Origin of the sequence: Veillonella fallax, assembly GCF_020687175.1 — a bacterium.
Lineage (GTDB): Bacteria > Bacillota > Negativicutes > Veillonellales > Veillonellaceae > Veillonella > Veillonella fallax.
In genome coordinates, this window is the sequence record NZ_JAJEQD010000011.1 from 33,805 (window position 1) to 53,508 (window position 19,704).

At 39.6% G+C, this 19,704-nt stretch carries 18 protein-coding genes and 1 tRNA gene; 2 read left to right on the forward strand and 17 right to left on the reverse strand.

The window, feature by feature from the left end; genetic code table 11:
- Positions 1-65: 65 nt before the first annotated feature.
- Positions 66-485 carry a hypothetical protein gene (locus LKD20_RS06400; protein WP_213467755.1) on the forward strand — a complete coding sequence of 140 codons (420 nt, stop codon included), beginning with the start codon at positions 66-68 and terminating at the stop codon, positions 483-485.
- Between the two features lie 83 nt (positions 486-568).
- Here LKD20_RS06400 and LKD20_RS06405 read toward each other — a convergent pair.
- The 10 genes from LKD20_RS06405 to moaC form a co-directional block, all read right to left on the reverse strand.
- Positions 569-643 (reverse strand) — tRNA-Arg (locus LKD20_RS06405).
- A gap of 170 nt (positions 644-813) precedes the next feature.
- Positions 814-1,272 carry a low molecular weight protein-tyrosine-phosphatase gene (locus LKD20_RS06410; RefSeq protein ID WP_227721233.1) on the reverse strand — a complete coding sequence of 153 codons (459 nt, stop codon included), beginning with the start codon at positions 1,270-1,272 and terminating at the stop codon, positions 814-816.
- Between the two features lie 36 nt (positions 1,273-1,308).
- The gene (locus LKD20_RS06415; protein WP_227721216.1) at positions 1,309-1,950 is read right to left on the reverse strand and encodes a flavodoxin family protein; all 642 of its coding nucleotides are present in this window, start codon (positions 1,948-1,950) and stop codon (positions 1,309-1,311) included.
- Positions 1,951-2,161: 211 nt separating this feature from the next.
- On the reverse strand, positions 2,162-4,408 hold the full coding sequence (locus LKD20_RS06420) for an autotransporter family protein (RefSeq protein ID WP_227721217.1): 2,247 nt from the start codon (positions 4,406-4,408) through the stop codon (positions 2,162-2,164).
- A gap of 150 nt (positions 4,409-4,558) precedes the next feature.
- Positions 4,559-5,281, reverse strand: a complete 723-nt coding sequence (locus LKD20_RS06425; protein ID WP_156719920.1) for a DUF4198 domain-containing protein — start codon at positions 5,279-5,281, stop codon at positions 4,559-4,561.
- Between the two features lie 261 nt (positions 5,282-5,542).
- A complete protein-coding gene (typA, locus tag LKD20_RS06430; RefSeq protein WP_005385769.1) occupies positions 5,543-7,354 on the reverse strand; it encodes a translational GTPase TypA in 1,812 nt (603 codons plus the stop codon).
- Between the two features lie 302 nt (positions 7,355-7,656).
- Positions 7,657-8,589, reverse strand: a complete 933-nt coding sequence (murB, locus tag LKD20_RS06435) for a UDP-N-acetylmuramate dehydrogenase (protein ID WP_227721218.1) — start codon at positions 8,587-8,589, stop codon at positions 7,657-7,659.
- Entirely contained in the window at positions 8,561-8,929 is a 369-nt protein-coding gene (locus LKD20_RS06440; protein ID WP_060924059.1) for a YlbF/YmcA family competence regulator, read from the reverse strand. The genes murB and LKD20_RS06440 overlap by 29 nt, the downstream gene beginning before the upstream one ends.
- Before the next feature lie 104 nt (positions 8,930-9,033).
- Positions 9,034-9,519: a tRNA (uridine(34)/cytosine(34)/5-carboxymethylaminomethyluridine(34)-2'-O)-methyltransferase TrmL gene (gene trmL / locus LKD20_RS06445; RefSeq protein ID WP_005385766.1), complete on the reverse strand. Its 486-nt coding sequence runs from the start codon at positions 9,517-9,519 to the stop codon at positions 9,034-9,036.
- A gap of 28 nt (positions 9,520-9,547) precedes the next feature.
- Positions 9,548-10,060 carry a cyclic pyranopterin monophosphate synthase MoaC gene (moaC, locus tag LKD20_RS06450; protein WP_105098502.1) on the reverse strand — a complete coding sequence of 171 codons (513 nt, stop codon included), beginning with the start codon at positions 10,058-10,060 and terminating at the stop codon, positions 9,548-9,550.
- 108 nt (positions 10,061-10,168) lie between these two features.
- Between moaC and LKD20_RS06455 the strand changes: the two genes are divergently transcribed.
- On the forward strand, positions 10,169-10,846 hold the full coding sequence (locus LKD20_RS06455; protein ID WP_227721219.1) for a metal-dependent hydrolase: 678 nt from the start codon (positions 10,169-10,171) through the stop codon (positions 10,844-10,846).
- Between the two features lie 105 nt (positions 10,847-10,951).
- Here LKD20_RS06455 and LKD20_RS06460 read toward each other — a convergent pair whose 3' ends face one another.
- The 7 genes from LKD20_RS06460 to hutW all read right to left on the reverse strand — a co-directional run bounded on the left by LKD20_RS06460 (position 10,952) and on the right by hutW (position 19,691).
- Positions 10,952-12,595 (reverse strand): vWA domain-containing protein, encoded by a 1,644-nt coding sequence (locus LKD20_RS06460; protein ID WP_349226949.1) that lies wholly within the window; start codon positions 12,593-12,595, stop codon positions 10,952-10,954.
- A 135-nt stretch (positions 12,596-12,730) separates the two neighbouring features.
- Positions 12,731-13,831: an AAA family ATPase gene (locus LKD20_RS06465; RefSeq protein ID WP_005385758.1), complete on the reverse strand. Its 1,101-nt coding sequence runs from the start codon at positions 13,829-13,831 to the stop codon at positions 12,731-12,733.
- 13 nt (positions 13,832-13,844) lie between these two features.
- A complete protein-coding gene (locus LKD20_RS06470) occupies positions 13,845-14,651 on the reverse strand; it encodes a hypothetical protein (protein WP_227721221.1) in 807 nt (268 codons plus the stop codon).
- Between the two features lie 113 nt (positions 14,652-14,764).
- A complete protein-coding gene (locus LKD20_RS06475) occupies positions 14,765-15,415 on the reverse strand; it encodes a potassium channel family protein (RefSeq protein ID WP_005385754.1) in 651 nt (216 codons plus the stop codon).
- A 34-nt stretch (positions 15,416-15,449) separates the two neighbouring features.
- Positions 15,450-16,811, reverse strand: coding sequence for a TrkH family potassium uptake protein (locus LKD20_RS06480; protein ID WP_227721222.1), 1,362 nt, complete (start codon positions 16,809-16,811; stop codon positions 15,450-15,452).
- A gap of 10 nt (positions 16,812-16,821) precedes the next feature.
- Positions 16,822-17,838 carry a carbohydrate kinase family protein gene (locus LKD20_RS06485; protein ID WP_227721223.1) on the reverse strand — a complete coding sequence of 339 codons (1,017 nt, stop codon included), beginning with the start codon at positions 17,836-17,838 and terminating at the stop codon, positions 16,822-16,824.
- 212 nt (positions 17,839-18,050) lie between these two features.
- Positions 18,051-19,691: a heme anaerobic degradation radical SAM methyltransferase ChuW/HutW gene (hutW, locus tag LKD20_RS06490; RefSeq protein ID WP_227721224.1), complete on the reverse strand. Its 1,641-nt coding sequence runs from the start codon at positions 19,689-19,691 to the stop codon at positions 18,051-18,053.
- Positions 19,692-19,704: the final 13 nt, after the last annotated feature.

A 19,704-nucleotide genomic window follows, 5' to 3' on the forward strand; every position in this document is an offset into this window, starting at 1 on the left:
TGATATAAAATGATTTCATACATTACTTATATTTATTATAATAGAGATAAGGAGGACTTAATTGTATGGGAAAATATATGATAATCCTTATATTTCTATTGATTGCTATCGCTGTAGTTTTTGCTACTTATAACTTATCTATCATTAGATCTATGCCTCCTGAAGAGCGTTATAAACTTCTTTACTTTAAGGATGATCAAGTCTCTATAGGCATTGGCTTAGTAAGAAGAACATTTAAATTAAGCGATATTCGTGAGGTACGTTTTTCTAAAGGTAAACAATTCCGTAGCATGGGCAGCTGGGCCGGCAGAATGCAAATTTGCAAACTAAATGGCAAGACAAGTCGTTGGATAGAATTTGATGGTACGGTCTACTACAAAAAGATGGTGTATATAACTAATGAAGAAATCATTGATAAATCAATAGACTTACTGATGAATGAATTTCAAGCACGAGGAATTCGTTGTACTAAATATAGATGCTAACATATAATTTTCTGAACTATATATCAACCTAAAGAATAAAGACACATAAAAAGGCTTCTCGAAATTTCGAGAAGCCTTTTATTTGGTGCGCCTAGCAGGATTCGAACCTGCGCACCCGGTTCCGGAGACCGGCGCTCTATCCCCTGAGCTATAGGCGCATGAATACCTAAAAATTATATCATATTACGCTATGGTTCGATAGTATAAAGTATAAAGGGACTTAGTCTACATATAGAAAAGACCTTACTTTAAGTCAGTTTAGGTTCGAAATAACTATAGTTAAACTCAAGCACTACTGCTACACCGTCTAACAGTAAGGTCTATATATTTATATTTTTTCTTTAATTAATTCTAATAGAGCATCACAGCTACGACTGATATCATCATAGGTTTCATCAAAATTCCCCGTATACCAAGGATCCTTTACATCACGGCTTTCACTAACAAAGGACATAGCCTTGTACACCTTGGAGTCTACATCATCGCCAATAATACGTTTTAAATTACGTCCATTATTTTCATCCATGATAATGAGGTAATCAAAATTATGATAGTCATCAACGGTCACTTGACGAGCCTTGCGACGAGTGTAAGGAATACCCATTTCATCTAATTTCTTTTTAGTCCCATAATGGGTGTCGTTCCCTATCTCCTCACGAGATGTAGCGGCAGACTCAACATAAATAGAATCGCTAAGTCCAGCTTTCGCAACGATATGCCTCATATAAAACTCAGCCATAGTTGAACGACAAATATTACCATGACAAATGAATAAAATTTTAACCATCATAATTCCTCTAGTAACTCAACAATCGATAAGTTATTAACGCACAAAGTTCGTAGATACTTTTTTCTCTTTATCTGTATCTGGATATGGCACACCTTGTTCCTTAGCTACAGCAAAGCTACGCATCATCCAAACCATATTTCTAGCCAAGTTGCGCATTGTTTGCATACCTTCTTCATCTTGCTTAGCATCTTCGGCTACTAGACCATGGCTAATATTCCAATATGTAGAGCCTGCAATTGGCATTTGAGAAATACCAAAGTATTTATTAAGTACATCAAAGGAAGCCGTTGTACCACCGCGACGAGCTACGGCGATAGATGCACCTGGTTTAAAGGCAAATGGATTGGGCTTTACACTTTCTGCACTGAAGAATACGCGATCTAAAAAGGATAAAATACGTCCACTCGGATGTGCGTAGTATACAGGTGTTGCAAAGATAAAACCATCTGCATCTTTCGCTTTTTCTATGAAGGCATTTACATCATCATCCTTGAATACACATTCACCATGTTCAGAACAATAGCCGCATTGAATACAATCACGGATAGGTTTATTGCCTAGCTGAATGACCTCTGTATCTACATTGGCTTCACTAAATACCTTTTGCACCTCTTGTATAGCTTGCATTGTTGTGCCATTTACATGGCTACTACCATTTACGATTAGAACTTTCATATTATATCCTCCTAACTCTTACTTAAGAAGTTACATATTAACTAGCCTTTATATACTATCACAGAAATACAAAATTGTTAAAGTCTGTCCATCACAGCAAGCCAGTTAATATTTGCCTATTTGCCGCTATAGAATAATTCAAATAAACACTTTTACAAAAAACTCTGTAGCAGCTCGATTTAAAGCTACTACAGAGTTTTGATATGCCTAATTAAAAGTTATGTCTAACGCCAGCATCGATACGCCATGTATTATCTATAGTAGCACCAAAGTTTTTAGTGAGTGTGCCATATAGATATGTGCTAGGACGAACACTCCAAGAACCGCCGATTTCCGCATCAAGCCAAGTATCCTTCAAGTCAACTGTGGTTTGAACTGTTGGGTTACCTGGTGCAGAATATGTAGTATTTACCTTACCAGAGAATTCATGAGCTAGTGCTAATTTAGCAAAGATATTGGATTTTTCTGTTTCTTTACCAATACCAATGCCGATTCTACCTACAGCAGAGTTCACAGCATCAGATTTAACATGCATAGATCCGCCGCCTGCAATAGTTGCATCATAGGATACACCATTTAAACGACCTAGAATAAATTCTACACTAGGGTCGATATAGAAACCATTTTGTTTTTTAATACGTTTGCCATATTCAGCACTCAAGGATGTACCAAATGTATGATAGTTACCATTCAATCGTTGGCCACTCATAGAGTTAAGGCTATAGTCGTTGGATAATCTATTACCACGAGCGATGATATCTATATACCGACCATCCTTATGTTGCTTTGTACCATATAAGGCTATACCGCCAAGCTTACCGTCGCCACTGCCGTTGGCATAAGAGTTACTAGATGTACTGTAATCTAGGGCACCGCCGAAAATCCAGCCATTGGAGGCTTTATGATCATATCCGATTTGTACGCCATTGTACGTCATATGTGCATCAGCACCATCTGTAATCTTAGATTTACCACCTATATATTTAGCCCATATTCCTTTATCTGTATTAGCTAGACGAAGATCACCTAAACGACGTTGTAAATCATTAGTATTATTTTTCCAGGCCATAACTGTTGAAGTAAGGGCAGATTTTGTGCCACCTACGAGCGATGATTCACTAGCACGAACAACTTTTGTTGTATCGTCTACAATAAGATGACCTTGAGAATCAAAATGATCTGCCCCTAGGTCTGCAACAGCACCAGGTGTAGTAACGCCTTCATTAATTTGAACTGTTGTGCTAAGTTTCTTATCATTGCCTGTGTATTGTAATTTCTTAGCTAATGCTTGAATATCCTTTTTGTAGCTTGCATCGTCGATGGTATTACCGGAATGGTCGCCTTTCATTGTAATATGGCTATTATCCGCCGCATGTTCAACGATGATTTGCCCTTTTCCTGTATCACTAGCCGGCACACCAGATTTATAAATAGCATTCACATAACCGCTATAGTTCTGAATTGTTATAGGCCGCGCATCGATAGGATGAATGTTACCTGCTGCAGTTGGGTTAACACCACCTACAAGATTGCGAACCTTACTGCCCTTGTATAGGTACGCTGCATTATCCCCTGATGGACGTTCTTTTTTAGGTGTAGGGCGCTCCATGCCAATCCACTCATTATTCCAAGTCGCACCATTTTGTAGATAAATATCTGCACCAGAATTATGAGGATTTTTATTGCTTTCAGCATATTCATTCAAAACAGCACCGGTAAGGCTAGAGTTAGGTGTTGTGAAAGCTAAACCAACATTCGTCGGTTCTTCATTATGGTTTGGATCGCGACCATAATCCTTGTTGATAAGGCCTACATTACCAACAGCAACTAAGTCATGAGTGCCTAGATGTTTGCCATCAGCGCCTGCATTAACATATACATCCCCTTCTTCTGCTACTACAGAATAGGTATCAGATGTTTCTACAGGATGAGTGATAATCTTACCGCCTCCATCAACAAGGATATGACCTCGTTGATTGACTTGTAAACCAGAGCCGATAGCATCGATATCCACATTACCTTTAACGTGAATATTAGTATCACCATAGTCTCGATCAGGATTATCTTTACTTAGACGTGGTACCTTACCGCCATAACCAGCATAGACTGCACTCATATAATAATGACCTAATTCTCGCTTCGATGCTGGTGCATCATTCTTTAATCGTACAATAAGGTCTTTATCTACCGTTAGTTGTGAACCAAAGCCATTATAAATACCTGTAACATTCTTACTTTTACCAGCCTCTGTTAAACTTTTACCATGTACATTAACTGTTAATGTATCCTCTATGTATTTAACCTCAGGTCTCGTTTGTACTGGTGACCCCATTGTTAACCCCAGTAACTCCTCTGCTTTATCGCTAGTGGCATTAAATTCAGTAGCCATTACAGAATAAGATATACCTGTTAATACTAGTGCAGTCATCACGGCTGATACATGACGTCTAATCTTCATAATTCTCTCCTTCTTTTATCATGCTTATAATACTCTCACTAAATCACATAAAATTTATAACACCTAAAAAGCACAAAAAGACCCCCTTAGTCCAACTAAGGAGGTCTTCTATTAACTCACACACTCGGTAAGTACTAAAATTACTAATTATTATTCTTCAGGAGAAATAAGGAAGGACAATGCACTAAAGTATTTATTTTGTTCCCCTTTATTTTGTGTAGGGAATGCAACTTCAACACCTACTACATTTAAGCCATCTGCTGTAACAGCTACAGTAGCTTTACCATTTTCATCGGCTTTAGCTTCACCAGTTAAATCATTTACTAAATCTTTGATAAGAGGTGCATTCGCATATGGTTTACCATCTTTAAACACTTGGATTTCATATGTATCACCTTTTCTTAATGTCAATGGATTAACAGAAGGTACAATTTGAATAAATGCATTCTTATCTACAAATGGTTTTGCTTGTGCATTCCAGTAATGAACATCATATTTGATAGCATGTGTACTCTTAACCGCACCAGGAACTTCGGTGATTGGTTTATGAATTGTTTTACCATCTTTAGTCTTAGTCCAGTAGCCATAATCAAAATTAGTTACAGTTACACCAAGGTCTGCTGGTGGAATAATAGCTACATTTTTTTCATGCTTCACAACTTGTACAGGAATTTGTTTGCCTTGTACATCATATCCAGTAATATTTTTTACCATATCTGCACTATAAGCATTATCTACAGGACCCTCACCTAATACAAGTACTTTTTCATCTGTACGGTTAGCGAAGAACACACCATGTGCATCAACAGAAGAGCATACATAGCCTGCAGCTAAACCTACAGCAAATAAAGATGCTAAAATTTTCTTATTCATAAGAACCTCCATAATCAATAATTGATTTCAACAAACTTGCTATTATTATACATCGATATGGATATTCCGTATATACCGATACCCGTATCAGCAAGATATTATGCAAACTCCATATATACAAGGTTCTATATTCCTATTAATCATAAATGATAAAATTATCACCAATTTTTCATATGAATATAATAAATAGGAATATCTTCTTTGTTATATATAACAAAAACGACGCCCCCATAGGAGCGTCGTTTTATATCACTAAGGATATTATTTTTTGTTTTTAGCAGCTTTCGCACGTGCGTTACGATCAAGGATTGTTTTACGCATACGAATACTTTCAGGTGTTACTTCAACAAGTTCGTCATCGTTGATCCACTCAAGAGCTTGTTCCAAGGAGAAGATACGAGGTGGAGTCAAGCGAACTGCTTCATCAGAGGAGCTAGAACGCATGTTAGTAACGTGTTTTTTCTTACATGGGTTAACATCCATATCAAGTTCACGAGTGTTTTCACCGATAACTTGGCCTGCGTACACGTCTTGGTTAGGACCAACGAACAATGTACCACGGTCTTGAACAGAGTTCAAACCATATGGAGTAGTTTCGCCATTTTCGAATGCTACCAAGGCACCGCGTGTACGGGAAGGAATTTCGCCTTTGTATGGTGCATAACCATGGAATACATGGTTCATGATACCATTACCTTTTGTAGCTGTTAAGAATTGTGCACGGAAACCGATCAAACCACGTGCAGGAATTACGAATTCCATACGAAGGTAACCAGCTAACTCAACCATGTTAGTCAATTCAGCTTTACGTTGACCAAGATTTTCCATTACAGTACCCATGAATTCTTGAGGTACGTCGATAGTCAATGCTTCTAATGGTTCGCACAATTTGTCGTTAATAGTTTTGAAAATTACGCGAGGTTTACCTACTTGTAATTCATAGCCTTCACGACGCATAGTTTCGATCAATACAGCCAAATGCAATTCGCCACGGCCAGATACTTTGAAAGCATCTGCAGAATCAGTTTCTTCTACCTTCATAGAAACGTTAGTTTCTACTTCGCGGAACAAACGATCGCGCAAGTGACGGGATGTAACGAATTCACCTTCACGGCCTGCGAATGGAGAGTTGTTTACAGAGAATACCATGGACAATGTTGGTTCGTCGATGGAGATGGATGGCAATGCTTCAGGATTTTCAGCATCTGCTACTGTTTCGCCGATATTGATATCGTCGATACCAGCGAACGCAATGATATCACCCATTTCAGCTTCGTCAGTTTCAACACGGTTCAAGCCATTGTATGTATATACACGACCGATTTTCGCTTTACGAGTGCTTTCACCAGTCATGATAGCTACTTGTTGGTTAGGTTTCATTTTACCGCGAACGATACGGCCTACTGCGATTTTACCGATGAAGTTATCGTAATCAAGTGTAGTAACCATGAATTGAAGAGGACCTTCCAAATCACCTTGTGGTGCAGGAATTTCTTCGATCAATGTTTCAAACAATGGTTCCATATTTACAGCTTCGTCATCCCAGTTAGTTTTAGCCACACCAGCACGAGCAGATGCGTATACTACAGGGAAATCTAGTTGGTCATCATCAGCTTCAAGTTCCATAAACAATTCAAGAACTTCATCTTCAACCTCTTTAACACGTTGGTCAGGACGGTCAATTTTGTTGATAACTACGATTGGTTTCAATTTTTGTTCTAAAGCTTTACGCAAAACGTATTTAGTTTGAGGCATTGGACCTTCGTAAGCATCTACGAGAAGCAATACGCCGTCAACCATGTTAAGTACACGTTCTACTTCGCCGCCGAAGTCAGCATGGCCTGGAGTATCAACGATGTTGATTTTAATGCCATCATGCATAACAGCAGTGTTTTTAGACAAAATAGTAATACCGCGTTCACGTTCCAAGTCGTTGGAGTCCATTACGCGTTCTGCTACTTTTTCATTTTCACGGAACACATGGCTTTGTTTTAATAACGCGTCCACCAAAGTAGTTTTACCATGGTCAACGTGGGCGATAATCGCTACATTTCGAAGATTTTCGCGAATCATAAGATCCTCCCTTTAATTCTTTCAGTATATTCTATATCATATAACGCTTGTGAAAGTCGCTATATAGGTATATTCCCAAAATTGGCAACACTTAATTATAACGTAGTCTATAGAAAAAAGTCAAAGAAGTACAGAATTTCTAATCATGGCAATTTCTACATTTGATTATACTTTTGAGTCATCTTAAGGCTAAATTAGCTACATAAGCATATGGTATTAAAAAAGATTTCTTATGATACCTTGCCTCAAATAAGATAAGAGGAACGTCACATAAGAAATCTTGTATTAATATTTAGTTTGTATTAGTCTTCACCAATCATACGTACTTCTGGCTCCAGATGTACACCATGTTGATCATATACGCGTTTTTGTACCTCTTTGATAAGATCAAGTACATCTTTAGCTTTAGCATTACCAGTGTTGATAACAAAGCCAGCATGCTTATGAGATACTTGTGCATCACCAACAGATAATCCTTTAAGACCTGTTTGTTCAATCAAAGTACCTGCAAAATACCCTGGTGGGCGCTTAAAGGTTGAACCCGCGCTAGCATACTCTAAAGGTTGTTTAGATTCACGCTTTTCTGTGAGCTCATCCATGCGAGCCTTAATAGCATCCTTATCACCAGGTTGTAACGTCATAATAACCTCCCCAATAACCTCATGATTATCGTGGAATACGCTATGACGATATCCAAAATCTAAGTGAGATGCATCGTACTCCTTAATATTGCCCTCGAAGTCTACAGCTAGTACTGAAGTGACCACATGGCTCATTTCCCCGTCATAAGCACCTGCATTCATAAATACAGCACCACCAAGTGTACCTGGAATACCAATGGCAAATTCAAGGCCAGATAGTCCGTTTTCCCAAGCAAATTCAGAAGCATCTTTTAACATATAACCAGAACCAATGCATAATACATTATCATTGCAATCCATGATTTGTGTCATATGTCGAACCGATACGACCGCACCGCGAATACCACCATCTTTCACCAAAATATTGGAGCCGCAACCAATAATAGTTATAGGCACTTGTGATTCGTGAATCTTGCGTAGCGTAAAGCTCAACTCATCCATCGTCGTAGGTTCAATAAATAAATCAGCAGGACCACCAATTTTAAATGTCGTATGATGACAAAGCAGTTCCTGTTCTCGTACACGTGTACTAGGTAATTTCTCTAATAAGGCTTCTTTTAAGTCCTTAATGTTTTGGTTGTTGTTGTTCGCCATGATCTAACACTTTCATCCCCTCAGTGATTGGTTCGCTAATGATTTTATAAATATCATTAGAGATTTGGCTCCAACGCATTTGTGCTTGTAAATAAGCAGCCGCTGCAGCATTTTCTTGAATTTGAGGCATTAATTCCTCTTGTTTCTTTTGCAATTCATCAGCTTCTGGTGCACCAGACAACTTTGCGTATTCCCATTGCATTTGTTGTGCCATAAATGTGCGTACCAACGCCGCTGCTACTGCATCAGCTTTCAAAGCCTCTTGAGCTGCCATTAACTCTTTGTACTCTTCGGATTCACGCATAGCGTGAGCTAAATCATGAGCTTTATCGTAGTTCATAATATCCTCCTCTAACAACACCTGTCGAAATACTACCTCTCATGTAGATTGGGTAGGATTTCTAACACATATTTATTGTATCTATCTCAATGGTGAAAGTATATTTATTTAGGTTGAATCCAGTTGCCTTCGGCTTTAAGATCTGGATAATCAAGTTGGCGCATAGCTTCATACGCAATAATGGCTACTGCATTAGATAAGTTTAAAGAACGCGCCTCATCTACCATTGGGATGCGAATGCATGTTTCTTCAACACCTTCTAATAAGCTTTCAGGCAAGCCTCTTGATTCAGGGCCAAATACGAGCATATCCCCGATTTCATACTTTACCTCGGAGTGGGTATGCTTTGCTTTTGTAGTAGCGTAGAAATATCTGCGATCAGGATATTTCGCATACAACTCTTGAATATTTTCATGTACCTGTACATCTACCAAATGCCAATAATCGAGACCAGCTCGTTTCACGTGCTTATCGTCGATAGAAAAACCAAGTGGTTTGATAAGATGTAGGGTCATGTGATTAGCTGCGCATAAACGCGCTATATTTCCTGTATTGCCAGGGATTTCTGGCTCATAAAGTACTATTTCCATTATCGTTCCCCTATTCTTTATATCTATATTATTCTACAAAGGAACGCACAAAATGTCCACTTTTACCGCCTTCTTTTTCTACAAGGTATGTAGGGCCCATAATCATGCCTTTATCGATGGCCTTACACATATCGTATACGGTGAGTAAGCCCACTTGAACTGCTGTAAGGGCCTCCATTTCAACGCCTGTTTTACCAGTTGTTTTAACGATAGCACTCACCTTAACGGCCTTGTTGTGATTTTCATCGGTACAAGCCGGGCTTTCACCATCTACTAAGGTGCAGTGAACCTCAACCTTAGTCAATGCCAACGGATGACATAGGGGAATGAGATTACTCGTTTGTTTAGCCCCCATAATAGCCGCTAGTTGCGCTACGCTAAGGACATCGCCCTTTTTCATAGTACCTGCTGCGATACGCTCATAAATAGCGTCGTTGATGGCAATAAAACCTTCAGCCACAGCTGTGCGAGATGTAATATCCTTGTCAGACACATCTACCATCCAGGCATTACCATCTTGATCAAAATGTGTTAAATCCATACTATATCCTTACTAATCATGCATAAATTATCATCTATAGTTTTATTTTCATTAGTTATATTATACAATAGAATTAACAATTATATGTATAAGGAAGGAAGTGTTCCTATGAAAACAAAACTAACTTATTTCGGCCACGCTTGCTTTATGCTCACTCACGGTGATGTATCCATGATTTTTGACCCATTCTTAACGGGCAATACATGGGACATCGCTAAAAAAGAAGATATTAAATGCCAATATATCTTTGTTAGCCATGGTCATGACGACCATTACGGCGATACAGAGTACCTCGCCAAAGAAAATGATGCCCTCGTTATCTCTACTGCAGAGGTAGCAGGTAAAGCAGCTGCTGCTGGTTGCCGTGCTCATGCTATGCATTTAGGCGGCAAATTCGACTTCGAATTCGGTTCTGTTCGCATGGTTCCTGCCTTCCACGGCGCTGGTATCCCAGGCGGTCATGCAGCAGGTTGCATCGTAGACTTCTACGGCGACATTCTTTACTTCGCTGGCGATACAGCACTCTTTAGCGACATGAAATTATTGAATCGCTTTGGCGATATCGACTACGCATTACTTCCTATTGGTGATAACTTCACGATGGGCGTTGAAGATGCGGCTCTTGCCGCTTCTTATGTAAAAGCGCGTATCTCCATTCCAATTCACTACAAAACATGGCCTGTTATCGACCGTGAACCAGGTGTATTTACAAGCTTAGTTGAAGGCAAATACAATCAAACAGCCCTCATTATCGATCCAGGTTCCTCTATCGAGCTTAATAGCTAATCCCAAAACATGACATAGAAATGACGCAATTCATTGGAATTGCGTCATTTTTTTATTGTTAGGTCCTAAACAAAACCTAATGAAATAAAGTGATTTCCTATTGGCCTAGAATTCTTGGTTTGCCATGGAGAAGCCACCACGATTGGACATGCGTACAAACTCATCAATATCTTGTGTTTCATCTACACCTACATAGCCTAGCTCTCGAACTAAACCATATGGATTGTGCAAAGATAATTGAGGGTTCTCACCTGTCAGTACCCAAAGTACTTTATAGCCTTTTGGAGCTTCCCGGAGGCGCTCCTCTCCTTTACCATCCGTAAAGTAAACTAGTAAATCCACACGATTTTGATTAGCTAAAGAGAACACAGGTGCAAAGGCTGTGGCACCACGCACATCGAGGCGCGGCTTAACGTCCTTCACCGATTCCATCGTATAGGTACGACGCACTTCGTTATCGCATTCTACTACGGTAATGCGGTGATTATAGGCATGCACGATTTGCAATACTTGCTCTAATGCATTGGTAAACTCAACATCGGTAATACTACCACTCATATCGAGGGCTACCCATACATTCGCCTTATGTTGTCGCAAGGTACCAGATAATTCGAGGCGCTCTGGCTGACGACGATTGCAACGCATCGTCGTTTTTTTGTAGCCGCTGGCTACCTTACCCATCAATTTTTTAAGGTAAAAATACCAAGGCAAGGCTCGACGCGTCTTTTGAAACGTATCGATGAGACTTTTCACATAGCCTTCCATATCGCCTTTAGAGGCTTCGTTAATATAACGCTCCGTAATTTGATCCATAGTATCGGTGTCAATAGAATCAGATTCATCCCAAATATCATGACTTGTTTGAGGATCAAACTCCATGGCTACTGCCGTTTCTGCATTGTCGATAGGCACAAAGAGATCAGGCTTCTCTTTCATGACCTTGTCGATAGCCTTAGCATAGTACTCAATGGTACGGAACCGTTTTAACAATAAACCAAAGCGCTCATTCACATTAGCTACCGTTACCGCATCACGGTCCACATGTTCAAGATAATCGTTTACCACCATATCCATGGCCATGTGAACGGCTGTTTTGTGAAAGCCTTGACTTAATGCTTTCACCCGCATCAAGTGAGCCGAAATGATATGAAGAATTTCGCGCTTAATGCCATCCTTCATCACATCCGGCGGTTGGCGTAATAAGATAAACGGATTTACATAAAGTACATAGCCACCTTGTTTTAGGTTAATGCCAAAAGCACTGGTCATATCAAAGCGAATGCAATGAGCCATTTGTAAATAAAAATAACCAAAGAATTGGTCCTCTTCAAGGAGTAAGCTATTTACATCATGCAAAATATTCCATAATCGTTGCTCAAAGGCAGGTGTCATAACGGCTTGTTGCATTACCGCAAAATCGGTGCCTTCAATTTGTATCTCATCTAAGGCGCGTCCTATGGTCCCTATATGACTATCAGACATATTATGGTTCATCAAGTGCGCCGCTATGCGTTCTGGTTCCATGCTATGATGTTGCTCTTCATAACTATCTACATAGGCTTCGTAGGCAGCATAGATTTGCGTGTACAAGGCCTCTGCTTCACGATGAATACGTTCCCGTTTTGCATGCCAACGATCGAGAGCCTCGATGGCCTTCTCATCATAGGAACCTGTTTTCTCCCACCCGTCTATATGAGTGAGTAAATCAGAGGCGTCGCGAATATCATCTTTATCTAAATTTCGTTGCATCATTCCACCTCCTTTTTCGTTTAACATCAGATTTTATGTATATCATGTTTTATATATTGGTTATTGTATCCCCAATCATTCGCTAAATTTCTTTATCCATATAGACAGCTTCATTTAGTTAACTATGGAGCAGAACTATTTTTGTGCTTCAAAGAAGGTATCGATGAACAAGTCATCTTCAATGGCATAAGCGAAAACACGTTCGTATGTGTTACGCAAGTCTTTCATAACTGCTACGCGTAGATCACCTGGATACAATGTAAGGAATTCAATGAAGTGATGAACTTCTTCGGCATTGCTATTGCGGTTTAAACGATGCAACATATTTTTAGCCGCTACGTATAAGCGTGTTGGACTTTCACCTTTAACCTGTTCAGCCATAGACATAATGGCCCCTGGCTTTTGAACCGCCACCAATACATCATCAAAGGTAATAAGTGGTTCTTGGTCTGACTCGATAAAGTTTACAAACGCCTCGGCAATGAGTTTACCTACATTACCGCGGATAACATTCATAAATACATCGCGACTATAGGCTGAATCTTCTTGGTTTTTATAAATCGTATACAGGCCAGATACGCGTTCAAAGGAGCGTGGTGTCGCATCAATATCATCTTCATGTCGTTGATTTAAATACTCTGGATAGGAAGAAATGAATTCGATAACTTTTTCCTCAATACCAGCACTTATAGCCCAGTCAATCCATTGCATATAATCAGCATTCATATAGAGCCATACAAAACGGTTTTGTTGTGCCGGGTCCATGTCGATAGTTTGGTAGTCAAAAGAATCCTCAGGGTTCATAGCGGCGATGATACGCACTTGATCACTTAAAGAGAAGCCATTGATTTCACGATTCAAGATAAGATTCATTAACTCCTGTTGTACTGCATGTTCAGCACGGTTAATTTCATCGATAAACAGTAATACTTGACGACCTTTATCCACAGCTTGAGCCACATGTTCCAACGTATGATGTACAGCATACACTGTAGTCTTTACAGAATGTGTGTTACCACGACCATCTGTATGTGTTACAGATTCTACAGTTGGTAAACCACCAATTTCACCTTCTTTTAAAAGATTTCCATCAATGGTTACCAATTCCCAGTCATGCACAGTAGCTACGCGTGCCGCAAGAGATGTTTTACCAATGCCCGTTTCACCAACGAGCAAAGGCACTTGATTAGCAGCAAGCACTAATTCTACACTTGCCATTGTATCTATAAAGTTCATTGTGTCTCCATTTCTAATACTTCAAATATTCACTGACTGCAATTTTCTTAACAGCCCTAGTTCCATAAGCGTCTATAAGTGACAATAGGTCGATATGCCATTTAGATTGGCGACCACCGATAGCTTGGTTGTTAATCAATTCACGAATATAGTCTTCATCAGCTGTATCACTAGAGATGGCGCTAATGATGATCGATTTAATTTCGTCCACAGTGACACCTAAATTATTTGGTATATACCCTAGTGTGGCAGCACTTACACCAAATAGGTGCAATGCCAAGTCCTTTGTAAGCTTTGTAATTTGCCGCATCGCTTGAGAATCTTGTTTAACTGCTGCTTCTAATACGGCTACGCTAGGCTCATCAATATAACGTAATGCCAAGTAGTTCTCTTTAACCGCTTGCAATTGTACGGCTTCACTAGGCGCCTTAATATATTGCAAAGCATCATAGTTAGACTTTACAGCTTCTAACTGCAGTGCTTCAGATGGATTTGCAATATAGCGAATAGCCCACCCAGATTGATTGAGTGCACATTGAACAACTGCATCAGATGGGGTATCGATATATTCTAAAACAGCCCAATCTTTTTCCACCAAGGCCTGTAATAGTTCTTCTGTAGGATGTTCCACGAATTGTATGGCTCGTGGTGATTGTGAAAGCGCCGTTTCAATAACCTTTTCGGTAGGTTCTTTAATGTATTGCAACAACATGCCATTTTGAGCTACGCAGGTAAGTTGCATTGCTTCTGTAGGGTTTGGAATATTCCGAATTCCATGGGGGTTATTGGTCAGCGCCGTTATGTATTGTTCTTCTGTCATACTAACCTTCATTTCTATTTAAAAAGGCCATACGAATACGTATGGCCTATACTGAATTCTATTTTTATTGTATCACATTTTTTCGATATAATTATATCTCTTTCGTATACTTACTACACCGTTAATGCATCTAAATCAGAATTATTCCCAATTACTAATAATTTATCATCTTCACCGAGAATGGTAATTGGGTTTGGTGGAACTTCTAAATCTTCACCGCGTCTTATGCCTACTGCATTAAGATTATATTTCTCACGCAAATTAGAATCCTTTAAATTAGATCCTACCAAGAATGTTGGCACCTTAATTTCTATGAGACTAATATTTTTAGATAGTTGTAAATAATCCATCACATGGTCTCTAGTTAAAAACTGTACAAGGCGTAATGCCATATCGTATTCAGGGTAAATCACTTGATCTACACCTATTTTATGAAGCATTTTGCCTTGTATATTATTTTCAGCCTTGGCCACAATTTTAGGTGCATTTAATTCTTTAAGAAGCATAGCTGTCATTAAATTAGCTTGAAGATTTCCACCTATAGCCACAATAACCATATCAAACTGGCTTAGGGCCAATTCTTTGATTGCCTCTTCATCAGTTGTATCTGCAACTATAGCATGTGTTATAAATGGCGAAATTTTCTGTACAACTTCTGGATCAATATCTACACCTAATACCTCATGCTCCATGGAAGCTAACATCTTGGCAACAGTGCCACCAAATTGACCAAGACCTATTACTGCTATCGTTTTATGTTTCATATATGACCTCTTTTATATTCAATCTAATCTATTTTTATAACAATACACGCTCTTCTGCATAGCTAATTGGTTTAGTCGGTGCCGTTCTTAGCGCCCAAGTACCAATAACAGTCATAACCCCTACACGACCTGTAAACATAACAAACATCAACACCCATTTACTACTTTCAGATAAATTAGGTGTAATACCCGTTGTAAGACCTACGGTCCCAAAGGCAGAAGTTACCTCAAAAAGCAGTCGAATAAAGTCATATGGCTCATCCCAAGCCAAATAACAAGTAGCAAATAAAACAAAAAGGATAGATAAAAAGATTATCCCATTTGCCTTAAGTACAGTAATCAACGAAATACGACGTTCAAAAACCTCTGTATCAGGACGGTTATTAAATAATGTACGCGCTGCTAGAAAAGCGACGGCAATAGTACTAATCTTAACACCGCCCCCTGTAGAGTTAGGACCTGCCCCAATAAACATAAAAATGATGGTAATAAACAGTGTAATTGGATGTAAATCATTATAATCTACAGTTGCAATCCCCGCTGTACGAGGTGTAATCGATTGAAACAGAGATGCCATGACCTTGTTCCATATAGGTAAAGGGCCAAACGTTTTGGGATTCGCCCACTCAACCCCCAAGAAAATAATAGTCCCTAAAAGGATGAGCGCCGTTGTACCAACTAACATTATTTTTGTATGTAGTTTTAAATCTACAAATCGTCGTAGCTTGCGATGCGACCAAATATCAAAAGTTGCGAGATACCCAAAACCACCTATTACAATAAGGGCCATTGTATTCATATTAAATAATACATCGCCCACCATAGCATAAGGTAGATCATTATCAAAGAATATAAATCCTGCATTACAAAAGCTGGAAATAGATTGCATAATCCCCGTATATAAAGCAGCATCACCAATATAGGGATATAGCTGAATGGTATAGATAATACCCCCAATTATTTCGACACAAAAGGTATAAATGGTTAGCTTCTTCGTAATGTGTAGAAGCCCTTTCATGCCATCTTGCCCTACATCTTCTGACAAAAGCACGCGATTTTTCAGACCTACCCGTCGCCCTAATACTAGAGCAATAATAGTGGTAAAAGAAACAATCCCTAAACCACCTAATTGGATAAGGATTACCATGACGATTTTGCCAAACAAGGACCAATGATGATAGGTATCTACTGTTGACAATCCAGTTACAGAAACACAAGATACTGCGGTAAAAGCTGCATCTACAAGCGTTGTACTAAGGCCTTGAGCATGTGATATGGGCAACATGAGTAATATCGTCCCTATAGTCATGGTAGCAAAAAAGCTAAGGGCTAATAGGCGATAAGGATTTTGTTGCATATATTGCTGAACTTGATTTTTTGAAGTATTTTGCCACATAACTGTAGTCCTATCCTATTAGTTCCTGCACTGACTTTAACGTTGGTATTGGGCTGCGCCCGCCTATGCCTTGTGTATTTAAAGAAGCTACTGCAGATGCAAAAATAGCGGCCTTCTCTAAATCAGAATGTGCACAAGCTTTGAGCAACTCTACAGCATGTATAGATGCACGGTCATGCTTAGTCGTCGAAGTTGTGTCTTGCCCCTTCATATGATTAATTGTATATACTAAATTAGCTAGAAAAGCACCATGAAAGCTATCCCCAGCCCCCGTTGTATCTACTACGGTAGATTGAGTAAATGGTTCACATCGATAAAATGTTCCATCAGGCCAAACAAAATAACTACCATTTGCACCATCCGTAACACCTGCAATACATGCACCTCGTTCATGAATGATACGACAAGCCTCTTTTAGATTAGTTGTGCCCGTATATTTTTCAGCATAATCACGAGCTACGATAACGATGTGACTGGCTTCAGTAATAGGCTTCATGTCTTCATCGTAACGCTGAGCACCACCATCTAAAGAAATGATAGTGCCTACCTCTTTTGCAACGGCCATAGCAGAGCGCATGAGTTGGCGATGTCGACCATTGATATGCAGAATATAGGCAGATCCTATGAGCTGCTTATGGGTATCTAAAAACTCAGGCTCAGTTGCAGTAGACCGTTCAAAAAATACAGCACGCTCACCAGTACTCTGTTTTACGAGGATTGTTGCCACACCACTGTTAGCACCGCTTTCAACTTGAATTGCCTCTGTATTAACATTGTATTTTTCAAAGTCATCTAATATATGACGACCTACCATGTCATCACCAATGCTATCAATCATTGCGGTACGGGCACCATATTTTCCTGCCACCGCTAGTGCTGTAGCCACTGGCCCACCACCATCTGTAGTAGACGATACGACTTGTTGTACCTCACGGCCTGTAGGATAATGATCGACGACGATAAATCGATCTAATGTACTGGCACCTATGCCAACAATATCTATATGTTTTTGAGGAAATGTACTCATACTAATCTCCTAACTCCGAAAACATAACTATTCATACAACAATATTACTTCTTATAGTTACAGAATACCTTTCACCTTATAAAAAGTAAACCCCAGACCATGGTCTGGGGCTACTTTGTAGTACAAAGTGTACTGTATGTCACGTAGTTTGTCTTATTTAGTATATGTTGTGTGTGAGAAAGGTTGTTAGATATAAGGTGTACTATAACAGGTTAAGACATCATACGCTCCATCATATATTCAATTTCATCAGCACTCAAATTGTACATAGCCTGTACCATTCGCTCTGCTGACTCACCAGATGCACCGCTTTTCGCAATTTCTGCTTTTGCCTTAGCTATAAGGGCTTCCTTGCGTTGTGCTTCGGAATCTTCATCTGTTGGTACGGAAATATTAGCTTTACCTTGACCAATACCACGTACCTCTTGGTTAGGATTATCTTTAGACGTTGTTTTCGTATCTTGGGCGGCCACCGCTTCCATAGCGAAGGAGTTTTTACCAGTCATGATATACTCCACAGCCTCCAAGGTACTTTGTGTAAGATTTACCGTCCAGAATTCACCAGCTGCAGTCAATTTATAAAGTAACCCATTATAAGCTACAAGACCACGTTCTTCCCATAATTTATAGAGCCAGTTTAATTCTTCTAGTCTTGGCTCTAGTGTTACCAAACTCATAATATTGAGGAACCCTTGTTCAAGTTGGCTTACCACTTGATTTACGACGGGTTGTAACTCACTTTGTTTCATAAGAGCCATGAATGGTTTTTCACCGCGAATAACCATATCTTCGTATGGCTTTAATGCACGATGTAACATCATGCCGTACCCATCCACATTACCACCGGCACCGCTACCAAATGGGAACATAGGCACGCCCGCTTTAGCCAAGATATTATACAAGCTACGTTCACGATTATTAGCACTCCAGTGAGCAGCACTCAATCGGCGATAGGAACGCTCATTAAGGTACTTACGACCGAATTTGAACATATCCCCTTGCATAGCTGTCGTCGCAGCAGCTGGCACCTTACCGTTTGCAATATCTTTATTAAGATCACTACCATCAAATACGTTCAATTGATATAGGTCAGCACCATCTACGCCAGAGATTACTAAATCAGCTAGATCTTGTTCCCAAACCTCCATAGTTTGACCAGGCAAACCATAGATTAAGTCGATAACAACAGAACATTGACCATAGGCTTTCAACGCAGCCAGCCGTTCTAATACGGTTTCTTTCGTATCTAGACGGCCTACCATTTGACGAACTTCTGTGTTGAAAGATTGTACACCAATAGACATGCGGTTTACGCCGTTTGCCATCCAAACATCGAGATTTTCAGGAATCAAATCGTGAATACGGCCTTCTAAGGTAAGCTCATAATCGTTAGCTAGTGGCAAATATTCTTTAATTGCTTTTAGCAATCGTTCAGAGTTTGCTGGAGATAACGATGTTGGTGTGCCTCCGCCGATAAATACAGCATGAATCAAACCATCTTTTAATCTTGGACGCTCACTAGCTAGTTTTAACTCGCTAACAAGACCATCAATATATTGGTCCTCTACGTTTTGACTCGTACCGTTTTGGAAGAAGCCACAATATGTGCATTTAGTCTTACAAAACGGAATGTGAATATAGGCGCATTGCATTTCACCCTTTTTCGGTGTGCCATTCATTAAGGTATCCCAAACGGCTTGTGTTTCCTTTGGCGAAACTAAGGTGCCATTTAGCCCTGCATGAACAACCCGTTTATGAGGGAATGCACCACTCATCGGATTATCGCATTCTAAACCTAATTGTAGATTGCGTTGTTTCTCCGGAATGGATTCAAAGAAACTTGCTAAACTCATACTCCAATCCCCT